The sequence below is a fragment of the Pseudomonas sp. MDV22-iso1 genome (genome assembly GCF_058145095.1).
On the sequence record NZ_JBYVMF010000010.1, the window covers coordinates 1 to 17,588 of the forward strand.

General features: G+C 55.8%; 12 protein-coding genes and 1 pseudogene. 7 read left to right on the forward strand and 6 right to left on the reverse strand.

Annotated features, from left to right (window positions below):
- The first annotated feature begins 168 nt into the window (after nt 1-168).
- The 3 genes from AC3ZVB_RS13300 to AC3ZVB_RS13310 all read left to right on the forward strand — a co-directional run bounded on the left by AC3ZVB_RS13300 (nt 169) and on the right by AC3ZVB_RS13310 (nt 3,778).
- Complete coding sequence (locus AC3ZVB_RS13300) at nt 169-846, forward strand: DUF1028 domain-containing protein (protein WP_490146752.1); 678 nt, start codon at nt 169-171, stop codon at nt 844-846.
- The gene (argE, locus tag AC3ZVB_RS13305) at nt 843-1,991 is read left to right on the forward strand and encodes an acetylornithine deacetylase (RefSeq protein WP_490146753.1); all 1,149 of its coding nucleotides are present in this window, start codon (nt 843-845) and stop codon (nt 1,989-1,991) included. Before AC3ZVB_RS13300 ends, argE begins: the two co-directional genes overlap by 4 nt.
- 371 nt (nt 1,992-2,362) lie before the next feature.
- Nucleotides 2,363-3,778, forward strand: coding sequence for a purine-cytosine permease family protein (locus AC3ZVB_RS13310; RefSeq protein WP_194693361.1), 1,416 nt, complete (start codon nt 2,363-2,365; stop codon nt 3,776-3,778).
- A 304-nt stretch (nt 3,779-4,082) separates the two neighbouring features.
- Here the strand turns inward: AC3ZVB_RS13310 and AC3ZVB_RS13315 are convergent, their stop codons facing one another.
- Nucleotides 4,083-4,955, reverse strand: coding sequence for a DNA/RNA non-specific endonuclease (locus AC3ZVB_RS13315; protein ID WP_490146754.1), 873 nt, complete (start codon nt 4,953-4,955; stop codon nt 4,083-4,085).
- A gap of 461 nt (nt 4,956-5,416) precedes the next feature.
- Between AC3ZVB_RS13315 and AC3ZVB_RS13320 the strand changes: the two genes are divergently transcribed.
- Nucleotides 5,417-6,739, forward strand: coding sequence for a DUF1329 domain-containing protein (locus tag AC3ZVB_RS13320; protein WP_490146755.1), 1,323 nt, complete (start codon nt 5,417-5,419; stop codon nt 6,737-6,739).
- Between the two features lie 412 nt (nt 6,740-7,151).
- Here the strand turns inward: AC3ZVB_RS13320 and AC3ZVB_RS13325 are convergent, their stop codons facing one another.
- Together AC3ZVB_RS13325 and AC3ZVB_RS13330 are read right to left on the reverse strand one after the other, a co-directional pair.
- Nucleotides 7,152-8,129: a hypothetical protein gene (locus AC3ZVB_RS13325; RefSeq protein WP_490146756.1), complete on the reverse strand. Its 978-nt coding sequence runs from the start codon at nt 8,127-8,129 to the stop codon at nt 7,152-7,154.
- 7 nt (nt 8,130-8,136) lie between these two features.
- Nucleotides 8,137-8,626 (reverse strand): annotated as a pseudogene (locus tag AC3ZVB_RS13330) (Hcp family type VI secretion system effector).
- A gap of 218 nt (nt 8,627-8,844) precedes the next feature.
- Between AC3ZVB_RS13330 and AC3ZVB_RS13335 the strand changes: the two are divergent.
- From AC3ZVB_RS13335 to AC3ZVB_RS13345, 3 genes are all read left to right on the forward strand, one after another.
- Nucleotides 8,845-9,234, forward strand: a complete 390-nt coding sequence (locus AC3ZVB_RS13335; protein WP_490146757.1) for a VOC family protein — start codon at nt 8,845-8,847, stop codon at nt 9,232-9,234.
- A 50-nt stretch (nt 9,235-9,284) separates the two neighbouring features.
- Nucleotides 9,285-9,503: a PLD nuclease N-terminal domain-containing protein gene (locus AC3ZVB_RS13340; RefSeq protein WP_490146758.1), complete on the forward strand. Its 219-nt coding sequence runs from the start codon at nt 9,285-9,287 to the stop codon at nt 9,501-9,503.
- A gap of 586 nt (nt 9,504-10,089) precedes the next feature.
- A complete protein-coding gene (locus AC3ZVB_RS13345; protein ID WP_490146759.1) occupies nt 10,090-10,383 on the forward strand; it encodes a fructose-bisphosphate aldolase in 294 nt (97 codons plus the stop codon).
- A 230-nt stretch (nt 10,384-10,613) separates the two neighbouring features.
- On the opposite strand, the gene AC3ZVB_RS13350 is transcribed toward AC3ZVB_RS13345, so the two are convergent.
- The 3 genes from AC3ZVB_RS13350 to AC3ZVB_RS13360 form a co-directional block, all read right to left on the reverse strand.
- The gene (locus AC3ZVB_RS13350) at nt 10,614-15,254 is read right to left on the reverse strand and encodes a P-loop NTPase family protein (RefSeq protein WP_490146760.1); all 4,641 of its coding nucleotides are present in this window, start codon (nt 15,252-15,254) and stop codon (nt 10,614-10,616) included.
- A gap of 94 nt (nt 15,255-15,348) precedes the next feature.
- Complete coding sequence (locus tag AC3ZVB_RS13355) at nt 15,349-15,897, reverse strand: cupin domain-containing protein (RefSeq protein WP_028623608.1); 549 nt, start codon at nt 15,895-15,897, stop codon at nt 15,349-15,351.
- A 380-nt stretch (nt 15,898-16,277) separates the two neighbouring features.
- The gene (locus tag AC3ZVB_RS13360) at nt 16,278-17,561 is read right to left on the reverse strand and encodes an NAD(P)/FAD-dependent oxidoreductase (RefSeq protein WP_490146761.1); all 1,284 of its coding nucleotides are present in this window, start codon (nt 17,559-17,561) and stop codon (nt 16,278-16,280) included.
- Between the last annotated feature and the right edge of the window lie 27 nt (nt 17,562-17,588).

Genomic DNA, 17,588 nt, shown 5'->3' on the forward strand with positions numbered 1-17,588 from the left:
TACCTGTCAGCCTAAGAATTTAGAGTTGCTGGGCAACATAGAATCTCCCACAGGGCAAGTCGTCGTGCACACATTTTGTGGCCGCTGCCAATCCCTGTGGGAGCGGGCTTGCCCGCGATGGCGCCCTTTCAGACACGCACCCGTCAAGGCTAACCAAGGAATCAAACCATGACCTTCTCCATCGCCGCCCGTTGCCCCGAAACCGGCCAGTTCGGCATCGCCATCAGTTCCTCCAGCATCGCCGTCGGTGCCCGCTGCCCGTGGCTGCTGCCCGGTGTCGGCGCGGTCTCGACGCAGAACATCACCCTGCCCTCCCTCGGCCCGGAAACCCTCGCCCTGATGGAACAAGGCCTGGCACCTGCCGAGGCGCTGGATAAGGTGCTGACGCGAAACGGTTACAGCCAGTACCGACAGATCATCGCTATCGACCATCTCGGCCGCACCGCGCATTTCAGCGGCAGTGAGACCCTGGGCAATCACAATGCCGTATCCGGTGAGCAGTGTGTCGCGGCGGGAAACATGCTCGCGGACCGCACCGTCATCGAAGCGATGGTCCACGCGTTCGAGCAGGGCGAAGGTCAGCTGGCCGACCGCTTGCTCGCCGCCATGCAAGCCGCTATTGCAGCAGGCGGTGAAGCCGGACCGGTGCATTCCGCCGCGATGGTGGTAGTCGGCGAGCTGACGTGGCCGATCATCAACCTGCGGGTCGACTGGGCTGATGAAAACCCGATCGCCGAGCTGGAAAAACTTTGGGACGCCTATCGCCCACAGGTACAGGACTACATCGACCGCGCCCTCGCGCCCGACAAATCCCCAGGCTACGGAGTCGCCGGAGACGATCGATGAGCACCAGTCTCGACTTGCTGAAGACCCTGGTGGCGTTCGATACCACCAGCCGCGAATCAAACCTGCAGCTGATCGAATTCGTGCGCGATTACCTTGCGGGTTTCGATGTGCCCTGTGAACTGATCTACAACGAACAGTGCAGCAAGGCCAATCTGTTCGCGACCATCGGCCCGGCGCAACGGCCGGGCATTGTCTTGTCCGGGCACACCGATGTGGTGCCGGTCGATGGCCAGCCGTGGACCCTGCCGCCCTTCAAGCTGACCGAGCGTGACGGCAAGTTGTACGGGCGTGGCACGGCGGATATGAAAGGCTATATCGCCTGTGTGCTCGCCCTGGTGCCATCGCTGGTGCGGGCCGACCTGAAAAAGCCGGTGCACATTGCGCTGTCGTACGATGAAGAAGTGGGTTGTCTGGGCGTTCGATCGCTGCTGTCGGAATTGGCAAAGCGCCCGGTCAAACCGATGCTCTGCATCATCGGTGAGCCGACCGAGCTGAAGCCGGTGCTGGGCCACAAAGGCAAGCTCGCGATGCGCTGCGATGTTCATGGCGAGGCCTGTCATTCCGCGTATGCGCCGCTCGGGGTCAATGCGATTGAACACGCCGCTGAGTTGATCAGTGAACTGGGCCGGATTGGCCATCGCCTCAAGGCGCCCGAGCATCACGACGTTCGTTTCGATCCGCCGTTCAGTACGGTGCAGACCGGTGTCATTTCCGGCGGGAAAGCGCTGAACATCGTGCCCGCCGATTGCCGATTCGACTTTGAAATTCGCGCCCTGCCTTCCCATGATCCCAGCGAAGTTGCGCAGCAATTGCAGGCCTTTGCCGAACAGCAAGTGCTGCCTCGCATGCGCGCGGTGAGTGAGCAAAGCGACATACGTTTCAGCGAGTTGTCGGCCTATCCCGGCTTGGCAACTGATGCGCACAGTGAAGCGGCTGAGTTGATTGCTGCATTCTCCGGTTCCCGAGAGTTCGGCACCGTGGCGTTCGGGACAGAGGGTGGTCTATTCGACGCGGCAGGCATACCCACCGTCGTCTGCGGCCCCGGCAGCATGGATCAGGGGCATAAACCGGACGAGTTTGTCAGCCTTGAACAATTGAATGGCTGCGACGCGCTGCTGCAACGGATGCTGCGATCGATCAGCTAACCCAATCCCTGTAGCAGCTGGCGACCCGTGGTGAGGGGATTCATCCCCGTTGGGTCGCGCAGCGGCCCCAAAGTCTTTACGACTGCTGCGCAGCCGAACGGGGCGGTGCGACGTTTCGCTAAATCCCCTCACCACAGGTCGCCAGCTGCTACACGTTGTGCGGTGTTTTAACTTTCCGGTAAGACCTGAATCGCCCGCTCCCACAGGTTTTTCGGCTACCCGCCGAGCCAGTTTTTTTAACGTCTATACCAACAAACTTACTAATTTATCTCTCTTCCCCCACCGCACATCATCACTCCAACAAGAAAAGCGTCGTTCGCGCGGCGCTCACCGAAGTACGAAAACGTACTCACATTGCCTTGGAGTTCGTCATGGTCACCTCCGCAACAACGTCCGCCCCGCTCATCGAAAAACACACGATAGGCTACGTGCCGCCCGAAGATCGCCATGGAAAGACAAGGGACCTGTTCACCCTCTGGTTCGGCGGCAACATCGCCCCGCTGCCCATCGTCACCGGCGCCCTCGGCGTGCAGCTGTTCCACCTGAACCTGGTGTGGGGCATCGTCGCTATCCTCGTGGGTCACCTGGTCGGCGGAGTGCTGATGGCGCTGCACTCGGCCCAAGGCCCGCAGATGGGCATCCCGCAAATGATCCAGAGCCGTGCGCAGTTCGGCTCACTCGGCGCGCTGCTGGTGGTGCTGATCGCCGGCATCATGTACATCGGCTTCTTCGCGTCCAACATCGTCCTTGCCGGCAAGTCCCTGCACGGTGTGGTCGATACCATTCCGGTACCGGTGGGCATCGTCATCGGCGCCGTGGGATCGGGCATCATCGGCATCATCGGCTACCGCTTCATCCACGTGCTCAACCGCATCGGTACCTGGGTACTCGGCGCCGGCATCGTGCTGGGTTTTGGCTACATCTTTACCCACGTGCAGACCGCCGACTTCCTTACCCGCGGCAGCTTCAACATCTCAGGCTGGCTGGCCACCGTATCCCTCGCCGCGCTCTGGCAGATCGCCTTCGCGCCCTATGTCAGCGACTACTCGCGCTACCTGCCGGCGGATGTACCCGTCGCCTCGACCTTCTGGACCACTTACCTGGGCACTGTGCTCGGCTCCAGTCTCTCGTTCATTTTCGGCGCCGTCGCGGTCCTCGCCACGCCGGTCGGCATGGACACCATGGACGCCGTCAAACTCGCCACCGGCTCCATCGGCCCGTTGATGCTGGTGCTGTTTCTGCTCAGCGTCATCAGCCACAACGCGCTTAACCTCTACGGCGCCGTGTTGTCGCTGATCACCTTGGTCCAAACGTTCGCCTACCGCTGGATCCCCACGGCCAAAAGCCGCGCCGTCATCTCGATCATCGTCCTCGCCGGCTGCTGCTTCGCCGCTGTCGGTGCCTCGGCGGATTTCATCGGCCACTTCGTCGACATGGTGCTGGTGTTGCTCGTGGTCCTGGTGCCGTGGACCGCGATCAACCTGATCGACTTCTACGCGATTCACAAAGGCAAGTACGACATCAACTCGATCTTTCAGGTCGATGGCGGAATCTATGGCCGATACAACCCCCAGGCGCTGTTGGCCTATGCGATCGGGATTGTGGTGCAGATTCCATTCATGAATACACCGCTGTATGTCGGGCCGATTTCGGAGCACATCAACGGGGCTGACTTGTCCTGGTTGGTGGGTTTGTTGATCACTTCGCCGCTCTACTATTGGCTGGCAAACCGCGACACGGCGTACAAACGTCGCCTGTCGAGCGGGAAACTGGCTAACGCTTTGTAAGGAAGCGCACGTCGTTTTCCGGCGCAAAAAAACCCGCAGGATGATGCTAATGCTGTTCACTTGAGCGCGACACTCTACCTGTGGCGAGGGGATTTATCCCCGTTGGGCTGCGAAGCAGCCCCGAATGCTGCAACCTAGGTGTATCAGGCATACAGCGTATGGCGGTTTTACGACTGCTGCGCAGCCGGACGGGGATAAATCCCCTCGCCACAGATGTATGCGTGCCGATTGAGTGGACTGCGTTACGCATGATGATGCGGGGTTTTTTTTTGCTTCCAAACTGGGAGTGTCCCCCATCAAGCCATCAAGTGCGCCCGACGGAACCGGTGACCGGCAGATTGCCCAGCAATTTGAGCCCGGTACTCTTCACGAACGTGGCGTAGTCCATCGGTTTTTCGATACGGGTTTCAGCGTTCGGCAACACGTAGGCCCAGGCACGTTGGGACGATGCGTCGTAAACCAGCTTGAACAGGCGGGTTGGGACCCACACCTTGTTGTTGCCGATGGTGGTGTGGCCTTGGTCAAACAACGGGCCGGTAAAGACAAACACATTGCCATCGGCGCGCTTCGCAAACTTTCTGACGTCCGCTTCGACCTTGCTCCAGATCTTCCGATTGTTGGTCGGGTCCTGCGGCACCATGTTCGACAGCGCGAAGGATTGGGCCATGGCATTAGGGCTCGGTGCATCGGCCGCCGGCGATTGGTGCCCACGGTCCACGGCCGGGTGCTGGCTGCGATAGTCGCTCAACTCTGCCCGCCCACTCTTGGGGATGCGCGGGTCCGGGTAGAACTGGTTGGTGCGCTCCTCGCCTTTGGCGTCCTGCAACAGGGCTGAATTGAGGCGTTCGACAACGACCATCGGCGTCTTGCTGGTTTGCGAGTACAGCACCGCGAAGTTGTCGGAACACAGAGCCAGGGGTTTCATGGTGGCAGGCACAGTGGCGAGATTGATCGGTTTCGCCGCCGGAAACAGGTCTGCACAGCCATCAAACGAGGCCTGTTTCTGTTTGCTTGAATAGAGGTCCAGCGCCGAGTTCTTGTTGATCGAACCCGAACGGGATGTGTGTTGCTGGTGCTCGGCGGGCGGTTTAAGGAGATCAAACAGGCTGCGGGCTTGCGCGCCGTTCGAGAGCAAAACAAGGGCCGACAGCCCTACTGCAATTTTGCGAAGGTTCATGCTTTAAATTCTTTGTATTGAATAGAGGAAAAACGTGCGGAGGGTCTCGATTTACGGAGACTCATTGAGGCAGTGGCTAGTTACATTGCGGCGAGCATCCTTTCACTTTCCTTGATCAAACCATCGAAGTAGAACCGGTCGGCTCCAGGTCGGAGAACCGCTGACGATGTGCGGGAATTATTGACCGTGACAAGCCACTTTAGTGCTGAGGCGCATCTGCACGTTGTTCGCCAAGTTTGACGCTTCACCGTTTCTGGTCCCGCGTGGGTCTTGGGGCAGGAAGCATTGTCATCAATAGCGAAGCGACTGTCGTCGAATGAAAAGCACCCATGATTTATGGGCTCTTTAATGTCAGCAATAAAAAAGCTTCTGGCGATTCAGCCAGCCGCACTTGAACCAACGAACGCGTCTGCTGCATCTGAGTGACGCGTCTGCGAGTGCCCAAGCAAGAGAATAACAATATGAAATTCGTGAAAAGTCTTCTCGCTGCGTCAATGCTTATGACGCTTGCCATCGATGCCCAGGCCTCCGTATCGAGTCAGGAAGCCGCACAACTGGGCACCAACCTCACTTTGGTGGGCGCTGAAAAAGCCGGTAACGCCGACGGCTCCATTCCGCCCTACAGCGGTGGCTTGATCACTGCCCCTTCCAGTTTCAAAGCCGGCGACACCATGCGCCCGGATCCTTACGCCGACGAAAAGCCGCTGCTGGTAATCAATGGCAAGAACGTCGATCAGTACAAGAACCTGCTCTCGGCCACCTCGGTGGCGTTGGCCAAGCGCTTCCCCGGTTACCGCATCGACGTATACCCGACCCACCGCACCGCCGCGCTGCCTCAATCGGTGCTCAACAACAGCCGCCGCAATGCCACCGACGCCCAATCCCTCGAAGGCGGTTTAGCCATCGACAACGTATTGCCCGGCGTGCCGTTCCCCATCCCGAAATCGGGCGCAGAGGCGATGTGGAATTTCCTGCTGCGCTACCAGGGTGTGAACATCCATTCCAAGTACGATTCCTGGAACGTCGACTCGGCCGGCGTGGCAAGCCTGGCGATCACCGGCGAGGCTTTCATCTCCTTCCCGATTTACGAAAACCTGTCAAAGCCCTTCAACAACTCTGACATCTACCATCAGATGAAACTGTCCTATACCGGACCGGCGCGGCGAGCCGGCGAGTCGATCATGCTCAAGAACGCCACCAACCCGCTGCACTTTCCCGGCCGCGCCTGGCAGTACCTGCCGGCCCAGCGCCGCGTCAAACAGATTTCGGTCCTGGCCTACGACACCCCCAACCCCGGCACCGCCCGCGCGCTGGAACTGTATGACTGGACGCTGGTGGGCAAGCAGGAAATGATCGTGCCCTACAACACCTACAAGCTGACCTACGCGCGGGATGCCAAGTCGCTGACCACGCCCAATTACCTCTCGCCGGACTTCGTGCGCTGGGAAAAACACCGTGTTTATGTGGTCGAGGGCAACCTCAAGTCGGGCTCAAAGCACATCTACCAGAAGCGCCGCTTTTACCTGGATGAAGACAGCTGGGCCGCGCTGGCGTCCGATCAGTACGACGCGAGCGGTCAGCTCTACCGTGGCTCCTTCGCGTTCCTTAGCCAAAGCTATGACCAGCAAGTCCCGGATGCCACCCCGTTCATGACCTACGACCTGTCGCGCGGCAGCTACAACATCAATGGCGTGGTTGGTCCGCATGGCGGGATTCGGTATATCGAGCCGCTGTCGACGGCGCAATGGGTGCCGGAGTCGATGGCGGGGGCTGGTGTTCGGTAGGTTTCAGTTGGTGGGAGGATGGCTTTTACTGAAACTGATTCCTCAGTGTTTGCTCAGCCTCTAGGATCAAAGAGCATCAATGCTACAGCAGACAAAAGAAGCATCATCCATGCACTTACCAAGATCCTTTTCAAAGGTTTCGGAAAGCTTTTTACCTGATCAACGTCGACTCCGCCTTTCCTGGCCATCAGTTCAGGCATCAGCAATACAAACACAATAAAACCTGTCCTAATTACCTTACCTATAAAACCCAAGCCCGATAATGTATCTCTATGATGTTTTACGAAAGGGCTATTCGATAGGAGAGATTCGATTCGTGAGGTGTACGCGTGCGCGAGATAGAAAACAAAAAACAACGAAAATGCCATTGGTAAAAATATAACTATTAATATCAGACCTGGTTCCTCATGACTCACTGTTCTACTGCCCTGTATAGATACTCACCAAATTTTTCTCCACCGGCCCCGCCCTGTTCGCCACCCACATATCCACCTATCGCCCCACCTACGACAACACAGACTAGAGCCCCCGGCCCTCCGGTAACAATCCCTAATGCCACAAAACAACCCCCAAGAGCAATCGCGCCTCCAATGGAGCCGCCCATAGCGCTACCCATTAGACCTCCAACTAATGAGCCACCGCTTACATACTTGGCCTTTGTACATTCATTTTCCCGCCCGGTCATACAGGCATTTCTGATCTCTAGGCCGGAGGAAGCAACCGCTAGTGCAGTGCCGATATAAGTACCGCTTTTAATTAATTTCGCAGCCTTGGCCACGCCGTCGACTTTTTCCGCATAGCCGGCAATCTCCCCGGTATGCAAAAAGCGCTTGGTCGAAATTCCCAGCATTCGTTTTATCGAGCTTTGATAACGAAGTCCTGAGCCATACGACGCTGCTCTTGCAAGCTGCTGATCCAGCTTGCCAAACACAATGGCGCGCTCAGCGATGAATTTTTTCCTGGCAGCCAATGATTCTGTGCGCAAAAACTCCTTATGCAGGACCTCAATTTCCTCCAGCGTTTTTCCGATGGCCGCCATGTGCTTGCTCCACCCGTCACTGACGACACCCGCGCCAATTGAGCTGTATTTGAGCACCTCCTTCAGCAGCTCGAAGTTGTCCAGAAAAAAGTCGTCTGCATCGACCTGATTGATCAACAAACCAATGTGGATGTCCCGTGCCTTTGCCATCAAGTACGCTTCCTGGCTCGTACAAGATGCAGTGGACGAATCGCCGATGATCACGAGCTCGCCGGCCAACACTACAGTGTGGGCAATATGCCCATTGAGTACATCGAATTTGCTGTTAGAGGCGCCCATCAGCCGCAATTGAGTTTTCAGCGCTTGATAGGTTTGTGTCTGGGAATTGATAAACGCTAGAGGCTCAGCCATTTCAGCCTCACGAATATTTTTTATTGCTGATGCGATCCCAGCCACCCGCGATGTTGCCGCCACCGGCACCGTCGCTGCGTTTTTGCTGGGTGTAGATGGTTTTGATGCGGCCGTAATTCAGTTGCACGACTTCTACGGGAATGCCGGCAGAGGCATTTTGCGTGTAGTCGGAAATGATGACTTCTTCGAGGATGATCTCGAAGTATTTGACCTTGTCGCCCCCGGCACGACTCAGCACCAGACTGACCTCCTTCAGATGCTCGCCGGCACAACTGGCCTCCATCAACTTGCAGCTGGATTTGTCCAGTAACTTGGTGAACGTGAAGTTGCTCAACGTCGTCCGGCCAGAACCCGCGCCCCCCACTGGAACTGGCTGTTGCGGAAGTGCTTTGATGGGCGCCGAAGCTGTAGCCGTTGACCTCGATCCAGTCGCGGTACTGTTCATCCAGTGCCTCGCCGGGGATACCTTCGATTTTCACAAATGCGTCAAACGCCATGCTTCCTCTCCTTGGTGATGGAATTGCTTTCATCTCTTGAGGAGTGAATGTACGGCGCTTCAAACAGGCGATGGGCTTATTGAATGGCTTCAGAAACGCAGAATCAGACCGTTCCCATCCCGCTTCCGACCCAGCCTGTAAGACGTTTCCTAGAAACCAGACTTGCGACGCAATCTGCTACATTCATGCCCCAATTTCTCAACAAGGAATGTTCGTCCATGAAATTCGGCTACCTGATCATCTACGTCTCCGACGTTCCCGCCTCACTGCAATTCTTCGAAACCGCATTCGGCCTCACCACGCGCTTTCTCCACGAATCCAACACCTACGGCGAACTCGAAACCGGTGAAACCGCCTTGGCCTTCGCCGCCGATGAGCTCGCCGCCATGAACTTCAGCGGGGGTCACGTCTCGGCCCACAGCTCGGTCAAACCGCTGGGCATGGAAGTCGGCCTTGTCACCGAAGACGTCACCACCGCTCACGCCAAAGCGCTGAGTGTCGGCGCCACGGAAATATCCGCCCCGCTGGTCAAACCCTGGGGTCAAACCGTGTCCTACGTCCGATGCCCGGATGGCACGCTAGTGGAACTTTGCACACCGATAAAATGAACCCCGCGCGCCTTTGCCCACCTAACGAATTGACTATCAGGAGGTGGCTAATGCAAATCGAAACGATCTGGATCGTACTCGCGGCAATTCTTGTGCTGGTCGAGTTGTGGGCGATTAATCGGGTGCGTAAAGCCGAGGGGAAATCGAGCAACAAGCTGGTATGGATAGTGGTGATCGTGTTTGTACCGCTGTTTGGGCTGATAGCGTGGGCGCTGGCAGGGCCGAAGCACACGGCTCAGAATCCGCATTCGCCGCAGGCCAGGCAGTAGCGCAGGACGGGACTTAACTTAATTCTAAGATTTCGAAATCTTTATAAAACAAAGCCCCGAAAACTCGGGGCTATGTTGTTCCGGGCAGCCACAGGTATGCAGCCAATCAATGTAGGAGCTGCCGAAGGCTGCGATCTTTTGATTTTGACGTCCGAAAATCGCGTAGGAAATTACACATGTCGGTGAGGGAACTCGCTTCCGCTGGGCACAGAAGCCGCCCCAACCCCGCCGAAATCCTAAACGTGCCCACATCCTGTAGCAGTTAGCGAAGCCTACGTTCGGCTGCACAGCAGCCATCAATCCAGTATGCAAGGTTCATCTGACAAAAACGAATTCTGACACTACAATTGCTAAGCATCGAATTGCAGTCTCGACCATCACCGCAAGAACCACCTGACGTCCTACATACCCGTTTTCAGACGGAAAAACTGCCACATATAGTTCGCCCCGTCGCCGACAGTCGTTAGTGGCGGGGTTTCGCAGCCCTAAAAGAAGACACCGAGTATCGTCACTTCCTCGACATAGTCGTTGTTCGTCTGTGAATTGGATATGACGGTTGTGATTCATCTTTCTAGGACTAAAAATCATGACAAACCAAAACCCGCCGCGCCGCGTCACCCCCATGTCCCAATTCGCCACCGACTACCCCGTCCTCCTCCTCGACAGCGACGCCCCGCTGCGCGAACTTCACAACTGCGTCAGCGAACGCCTCAACGCCGTCCTCAAATACCTCCACCTGATGGCCTGCACCAGCCACCCCGACGCTGCCGAAGACGACATCAACACCGTGACCAACATCGCCCGGATCCTGGTCCAGGATGTGAGTGATGTGTTTAGGGTGATCAAGCAGCGTGGGCTTGATATGCCTGAGGGGAAATAAACGCATAACAATGGTCAAAAAAACCGTATCGATGCGGTTTTTTTGTCTATTTCGATATTTTTAAAAGCGATGGGCTCCTTTATTAACTTTACGCCAGTAAGCTAAAACCGTTGAAAGGTATTTATTACTGTGTCGCTGTCACATCCAGGGTGAGTCTCCTGAGCGTGCCGCGCCTCCACTACCTCTACATACAATTTTTCGCTGAAATTTTGTAGCTTAGTAAGCTCAAGTCATTTAGCAAGCAAGCGACTAACCATTGCCCTTCCCTTGTGCCCGACAGGTGCAGACCCCAACCACTTTTGCGCGGCAGTTACTACAGTTACTCTATCAATACGACTGTTCCAAAGTTCTCTCCAGACAAAGTGCCATGAACGATGGTTGGAGGGCACTTCATCTAGCCAAATGAAAGCCCGCGTCGCCAGTGCTTTGTCGCCTGGACTTTTCTTCCAAAGCGCGGTCCAAATATACCCCCATGCCCCATGCTTTGATGACACTTCCCCCAGCCAGGTTCGTGCCTGTTCCATTAACATTTTGTCACCTGGCTTGCTCTCCCAAAGCACCGACCAGACGTGTCCTCTCGCCCCATGTTCAACTGGAGCATCGATAAGCCATACTTTGGCTAGCTCCATCAGTACGAGGTCACCCGGGTCTACCTCCCACAAACCCTTCCAGAGAACACCCCAAGCCCCGTGCTGTGCTGATGCCCTATCCAGCCAAGTTCGGGCCAATTCCGTCAGCACTTTGTCGCCCCTTTTTCTCTCCCAAAGCGCCGACCATACATGCCCCCACGCGCTATCCGTCATATGTACTTCACCAAGCCAAGTTTGGGCCAGCCCCGCCAATGACTCGTCACCTAGTCTTTCCTCCCACATTGCCAACCATACGAAGCCCCACCGTCCTTGCTCCGCTGGTGACTCAACTAGCCACTCTCGAGCCAGTTCCATCAACCTCTCATCATGCGGGCATATTTTCCAGGCAGTCGCCCATACGTATTGCCAAGATTGGTGTCCCAAAGCCGCGTCACGTAACCAGCTGCGCGCGACGTCCTCTGGCACTTCGTCACCTAGATTCTTTTTGCTGATTTTTTCCCAGACGTTTTTCCATTCTAAAAAGTCCACTGGCTCTTGAATAAGCCAATTTCGAGCGAGCTCTGTGAGTTTCTTGTTGCCAGGGCTTTTTTTCCACAGTGCCGACCAGACATACCTCCAAGATCCATGTTCTGGAGGTGCCTTATCCAACCAGTTACAGGCCAACTCCTCCAATGACGATTCGCTGGAGTTCGTTTCCCATAAAGCTGTCCAAACGAACTGCCAAGATCCATGTTCTGCTGGGACCGTTATCAACCAGTTGAGAGCGAGCTCTATCAGCACATCATTTTCCGAGTTTTCCCGCCACAGAGTCTCCCAGACATATCTCCACGAACCATGTTCTACTGGTGCTTTGACAAGCCAGGCTCGCCCCAGCTTCACCAGTTCATCATCGCTTGGGCTTACCTGCCATAGCGCCGCCCAGGCGAACTGCCACGATCCATGTTCTACTGGTGCTTGGACCAGCCAAGCGCGGCCCAGCTTCAACAGTTCATCATTACTTGGATTTGCTTGCCACAACGCCCCCCAAACGAACTGCCACGAACCGTGTTCAGCAGGCGCGGCGTTTAGCCATGTCAGGGCGAGCTCAACCATACTTTCTTCGCCCGGATTTTTGACCCACAATGCCTGCCAAACGTAACTCCAAGAACCATGTTCCGCTGGTGCCCTACCCAGCCACATTTTTGCCAGCGCCACCAATGCGTCGTTGGCCGGATTTTTCTCCCACAATGCCTTCCAGACGTAGCTCCATGACCCAAGCTCCACTGGCGCTTCGCGAAGCCAAATATAAGCCAGCTCTACCAGTACTTCATCGTCTGGATTTTCTTGATGCAGAACTGCCCAGACATATCGCCACGACCCATTATCACTAGGCGCTTCAGCAAGCCAAGTCCGGGCAAGTACAGCCAATACCTCATTACTAGGAGTCGCTCTCCACAACTTCTCCCAAATGTAGCCCCACGCGCCGTGTTCTGGCGGCGCGTCATTCAGCCAAGTTTTGCCCAGGTTTGTCAGCCCCTCATCACCCGGTATCGTTTTCCAAAACGCTTCCCAAACATGACCCCACTCACCGGAGTTAGAGGGGTTCGAATTTAACCACTCAGAGGCCAGCTCTTGGACTGCAGGGTTCTGACCTGCGCTATTTAGCAGTTGCTCCATCATAAAGCCCGAGCGCTCATGCCGCTGCATCAACCAAGCGCAACAGTAACGAACGACGTCCGCAGTGGGTTCAGCAGCGCAAAGGGGTACCAGCAAACGATCCGCTGAAACATGCAAGTGCCAGTTGCGACACCAATCCAAAGCCCATTTTTTTGCACTTGCTTCTCGTCGATTGAGGAACAACCTAAGGAGATAAACAGCACCTACCTCGTACCGATAGCGACCAATCCAAAAGTATATGAGTTCGTAGGCCACATCCGTGGATGCAAGCAATACTTCGGCAATACGTGACCATTCGTTCGTCAGTTTCGCTTCGGGCAGCATTGTCAACGCAATTTGCAAAAAACGGTCATCCGTACCATTGATGCGAAGTGCTAATAATAGAAGCTGTTGTGCAGATACTCTTCGAACATGCTGCTCTGTCCAATCAGCGACGAAGGACCATAGCCTGGGATCTTTGGTGCAGCGCATTGCGTGATGTGCAACAGGCGACCACTCACGCCAATCTTGGATTCTTTCCAGCAGGCGAATAACCGCCGTGGTTGCCTCTGCATACCGGCCATCAACTTGGTGTAATGCAAACTCCAGCAATTTGTGGCAATTGAGTCTTAAGCCTTGCTCATCACCCACCGCCAAATCCAGCCGCGCAATTGAATCTTCGATTGGGTCTGGGGTTAATGGTAGATCAGGTGCCAACATACGCACCTGAATCCATACAGGCAGTAATGGCAACGTCATGCGTTGCTCGGAGCACAACTGCATATACGTTTCGGAAAGGATCTTGTAAGCAGACGATATATCCAATCGTTGCGAAACATCTGAGTCGATCGTGCGCGTACCAAGTACGCGCGAGACAGCCCAAAGCGGTGCTGTTTGTTCTATTGGCGTTGTGCCATAGACGATTGCTCCCATTATGGCAGTCGTGAGGTGTCCACGACGCACATTCGCACCAGATACGGGAAACCAACTGGAATAAATCGCTTCAGCGAGATGAGGATGGGATAACCACAGACCTGGACGCCCTTGGTCGCCATCATCTATCAGATGATCTTCAGTGCGCAGTCGATCCAATAAATCAATTAAAACCGGAGTAAGCGTAGCAACAACTGAACGCCGACAAGCTCCGGCATAGAGCCGGTTAAGCGCAAGTACACTCGCTAATGCACCCAAGATCAAGCCTGAAGGGTCGGCCGTCTCAATGCGCCTTTTAAACCGCTTAGCGAACTCGGGCAAGGTATGCCCTACACGCCACTCGAAAAAAACTTGCACAAGCAGTACGTTTTCGTTGCCCACTGGTGGTGGCTGCTTGCCGGTTCGCTCCTGATACCACTGACGCAAATTCGAAAAGTCGTCACGATCCTCTCGAGGAAGTGAGTGCAACGTGAGGACAATGTCATCAGGTAAATCATCGCGCAGTCGGTCAGCCTGTTCCGTGGGGCCACAACAAACGACCAGTGGCATCGCTGAGGCGTTACCGTCTTGCCGCAGGGTGTGCAACTCGTCGAGCGCATCTCGCCATAACGCATCAGCATCTCCCTGCGCTGCCGGAGCATAAGGATCATCCAATGCAATTACGACACGTCTTCCGGAGCGCCGCACCTCGTTCGACCATCGGATCGTTGCTGGTAGGTGCGCAACACTGGGAGGGAACAGAATGACAAACTCACCACTTTCATGAAGCTGCGCCATCACCTGAAGCAGGACAACACTTTTCCCAGCACCGGATCTCCCACCAATCCAAAAAAGCGGCAAGCGCAGTGAGTTTTCAACGCCGCTGTGACTCAACAACGCCCAGTCAGAAATCCTGCCAGCAATGCTGGAAGAAAGTGCATTTCTTGGAGCGAAAAAACCTTCACGTAGATGGTGAACCTGAGGCTGCTGACCTGTTAACACGCTGCCTACAACGGTGCTGCTTGGAGGTTGATCGTTCGCCGTCCAAACATAAATAGATGATCCCTTCTTTGCCGCACGAGCGCCATCTAGCGATATCAGATCATTGCAGAGCTCGCGAGCAAATCCGAGATACCCTTTTCCTTCTCCCGAAGCCTCAACTAACTTTCCTAGCCAAGCACGAACAAGGGTCAATGGCGCCTCTGCTTGAAGCTTGTTTGCCAAAAGTGCTAGCAATTCATCATGCGGATCGGCATTAATCTCTGCCTTTACCTTAGCTCGAAAGGCAGCCAATAATGCTTCGTCTATCGAAGCATCCTTTGGTCGCCAACGCTCAATCGTAGTGCAGACGTTCTTGAGATGTGGCCGTGCCGAGAGAATTCGAAAATCCAACCTCGACAGCAGGCCCGGCACTTCCTTAGCAGCAACTTGGTATACGCGATATAGATCAGCCAAAGCGCTGATGACCATTCCCGAGCTTTGGGTGAACTTGACCTGAGTAACCAATAGCACCCCAGAGCCCCTCAACTCTGCAATATCTGACAAATACTCCCCATACACCCGAGGATCATTCCGTTGCTCAACATCCATCGCAAACCAAGCTCGCACGCTGTCATACAGCACTTGATAAAACTGGAAGGCAAACCCTTGCAGCGCTGTTTCGCCGCCGCTCGCTTGGTCGGGGTACTTGGCTTGCCAAGCGTCTTTAAGTTGGCGGAGATCAGATAGGCTCATGATCAGATGTTAATAGAAACAATGTGTATCTGATAGGTGCTAAAAGCGGAATCTATATGCCCCCACCAAAAACACCACCACGCATCTTCAATTCTCAAAAATTCGCCGGCGTATTCGCGCTGATGATTTCTGCTTCGTCCTGGCCGATGTTGCGAAACCGATGCGGCAACGTTGTCGGGAAGTAGTAGCCGTCACCCGCATTGAGCACACTAATCTGGCCATCAACCGTCAGTTCCACAGTGCCTCGCGTAACCAGCCCACACTCCTCGCCTTCGGAGTGCACGATCGGCTCTTCCCCTGAACTCGCTCCCGGTGCGTATTGCTCGCGCAGAAGCCGCATCTGCCGGCTTGGCACCGAAGCCCCGATCAGTAGCAACCGCAGGCCATGGCGACCGAGGTCCGGCTGTTCGTTAGCGCGGAACACGTATTGATGTTCACGGGGCGGCTGATCGAAGGTGAAGAAATCGGCCAAAGACATGGGAATGCCTTCGAGCAGTTTTTTCAGGGAACTGACGGAGGGACTGACGCGATTTTGCTCGATCAGGGAGATGGTGGCATTGGTGACGCCGCTACGCCGGGCCAGCTCGCGCTGGGAGAGTTTGTAGCTTTCGCGTACTAGTTTGAGTCGTGAGCCCGTGTCCATGACAGCCTTATGTGAGGAAAACTTAAGGGTTATGGGGGTGGATGGCGGGCGACTTTTGGCCGCGAAAGTACCGCTTCCCTGTCCCGGAAATTTGAAAGTCGGGTATTAAATCACGTTTGGTGGAGTTGCTCAGCAGGTTCGATGAATGGGTGGGTGAAATGGCTGTCACTGGGTGTCAGTCGGGATTGATGGAGGCTGGTATGGCCTCTTCGCGAGCAGGCTCACTCCTACAGTTTGGTCCCGGTTGGCCGTGGATTTTTTGCTCAAACTGGATCTCTGTGGGAGCTAGCCTGCTAGCGATGGCGGAGTGTCAGGCGACATTCTTGGCGACTGACAGGGCCTCATCGCGAGCAGGCTCGCTCCTACAGGGATTGTGTCGCTTAGATCCCGAATCGATCGCGCAGCGCGTAGTACGCGGCGCCCATGGCGGTGAGCGGGGCCTGGAAGGTGCGGCCGCCGATCATCGGCATGTGCGGCAACGATGCGAAAGCATCGAAGCGTTCGGCGTCGCCGCGGATCATTTCGCTGATCAGTTTGCCGGCCAGGTGCGAGCAGGTGACGCCGTGGCCGCTGTAGCCTTGCATGTAGTAGGCGTTTTTCTCGATACGCCCGAATTGCGGCATGCGCGACATGGTCAGCAGGAAGTTGCCGGTCCAGCGGTAGTCAATCTTCACGTCTTTGAGTTGCGGGAAGGTCTTGAGGATCTTCGGCTTGATCAGTTGTTCGATGTCGTCCGGTTCGCGGGCGCCATAGACCACGCCGCCGCCGTACAGCAGGCGGTTGTCAGCGGTTAGGCGGTAGTAGTCGAGCAGGTAGTTGCAGTCTTCGACGCAGTAGTTGTTTTTGATCAGGCTGCGCGCAACCTTTTCGGACAACGGTTCGGTGACGACGATCTGCGAACCGCACGGCATGCTTTTACGCGTGACGCGGCTGTCGAGGTCTTGCGGCAGGTAGGCGTTTCCGGCGATCAGCAGGTATTTGGCGCGGACCACGCCTTTGGCGGTGCGTACGGTAATCGGCTCGCCGTAGGTGATTTCCACTGCGGCCGATTGTTCGTAGATCTTGCCACCCAGGCCGATGATGGCCGAGGCCTCACCGAGGGCCAGGTTCAGCGGATGGATGTGGCCGCCCTGCATGTCGAGCAGGCCGCCGACGTAGTTGTCGCAACCAACTTCGCGCTTGATGTCGGTCGCGTCGAGCATTCTAAGGTTCTTGTTGCCGTAGCGTTCCCAGCTGCTTTTCTGCTCGGCCAGGCCTTTGAGCTGCTTTTTGTTCAGCGCAGCAAAAATGCCACCGGGCTTGTAGTCGCACTGAATGTCGTAGTGCTGTATGCGCTGACGAATGATGTCCGCGCCTTCGAAGATCATGCTGCCGAGTACTTCGGCGGTTTTGTCGCCGTAGCGCTCTTCGATCACATCGACGTCGCGGCTATAGGAGTTGACCAGTTGACCGCCGTTGCGACCGCTGGCACCGAAACCGACTTTGGCGGCTTCGAGTACGGTGACGCTGTAGCCAGCTTCGGCCAGGAACAGGGCCGAGGACAGGCCAGTGTAGCCAGCGCCGATGATGCAGACGTCGCAGTCCACAGCCTGTTCCAGCACCGGAAAATCACCGGTGAAGTTGCGGGTGGCGGCGTAGTAGCTGTTTACATGGGTTTGTTTCATAGGTTTCTCCGAAGGTCGCAGGCACGC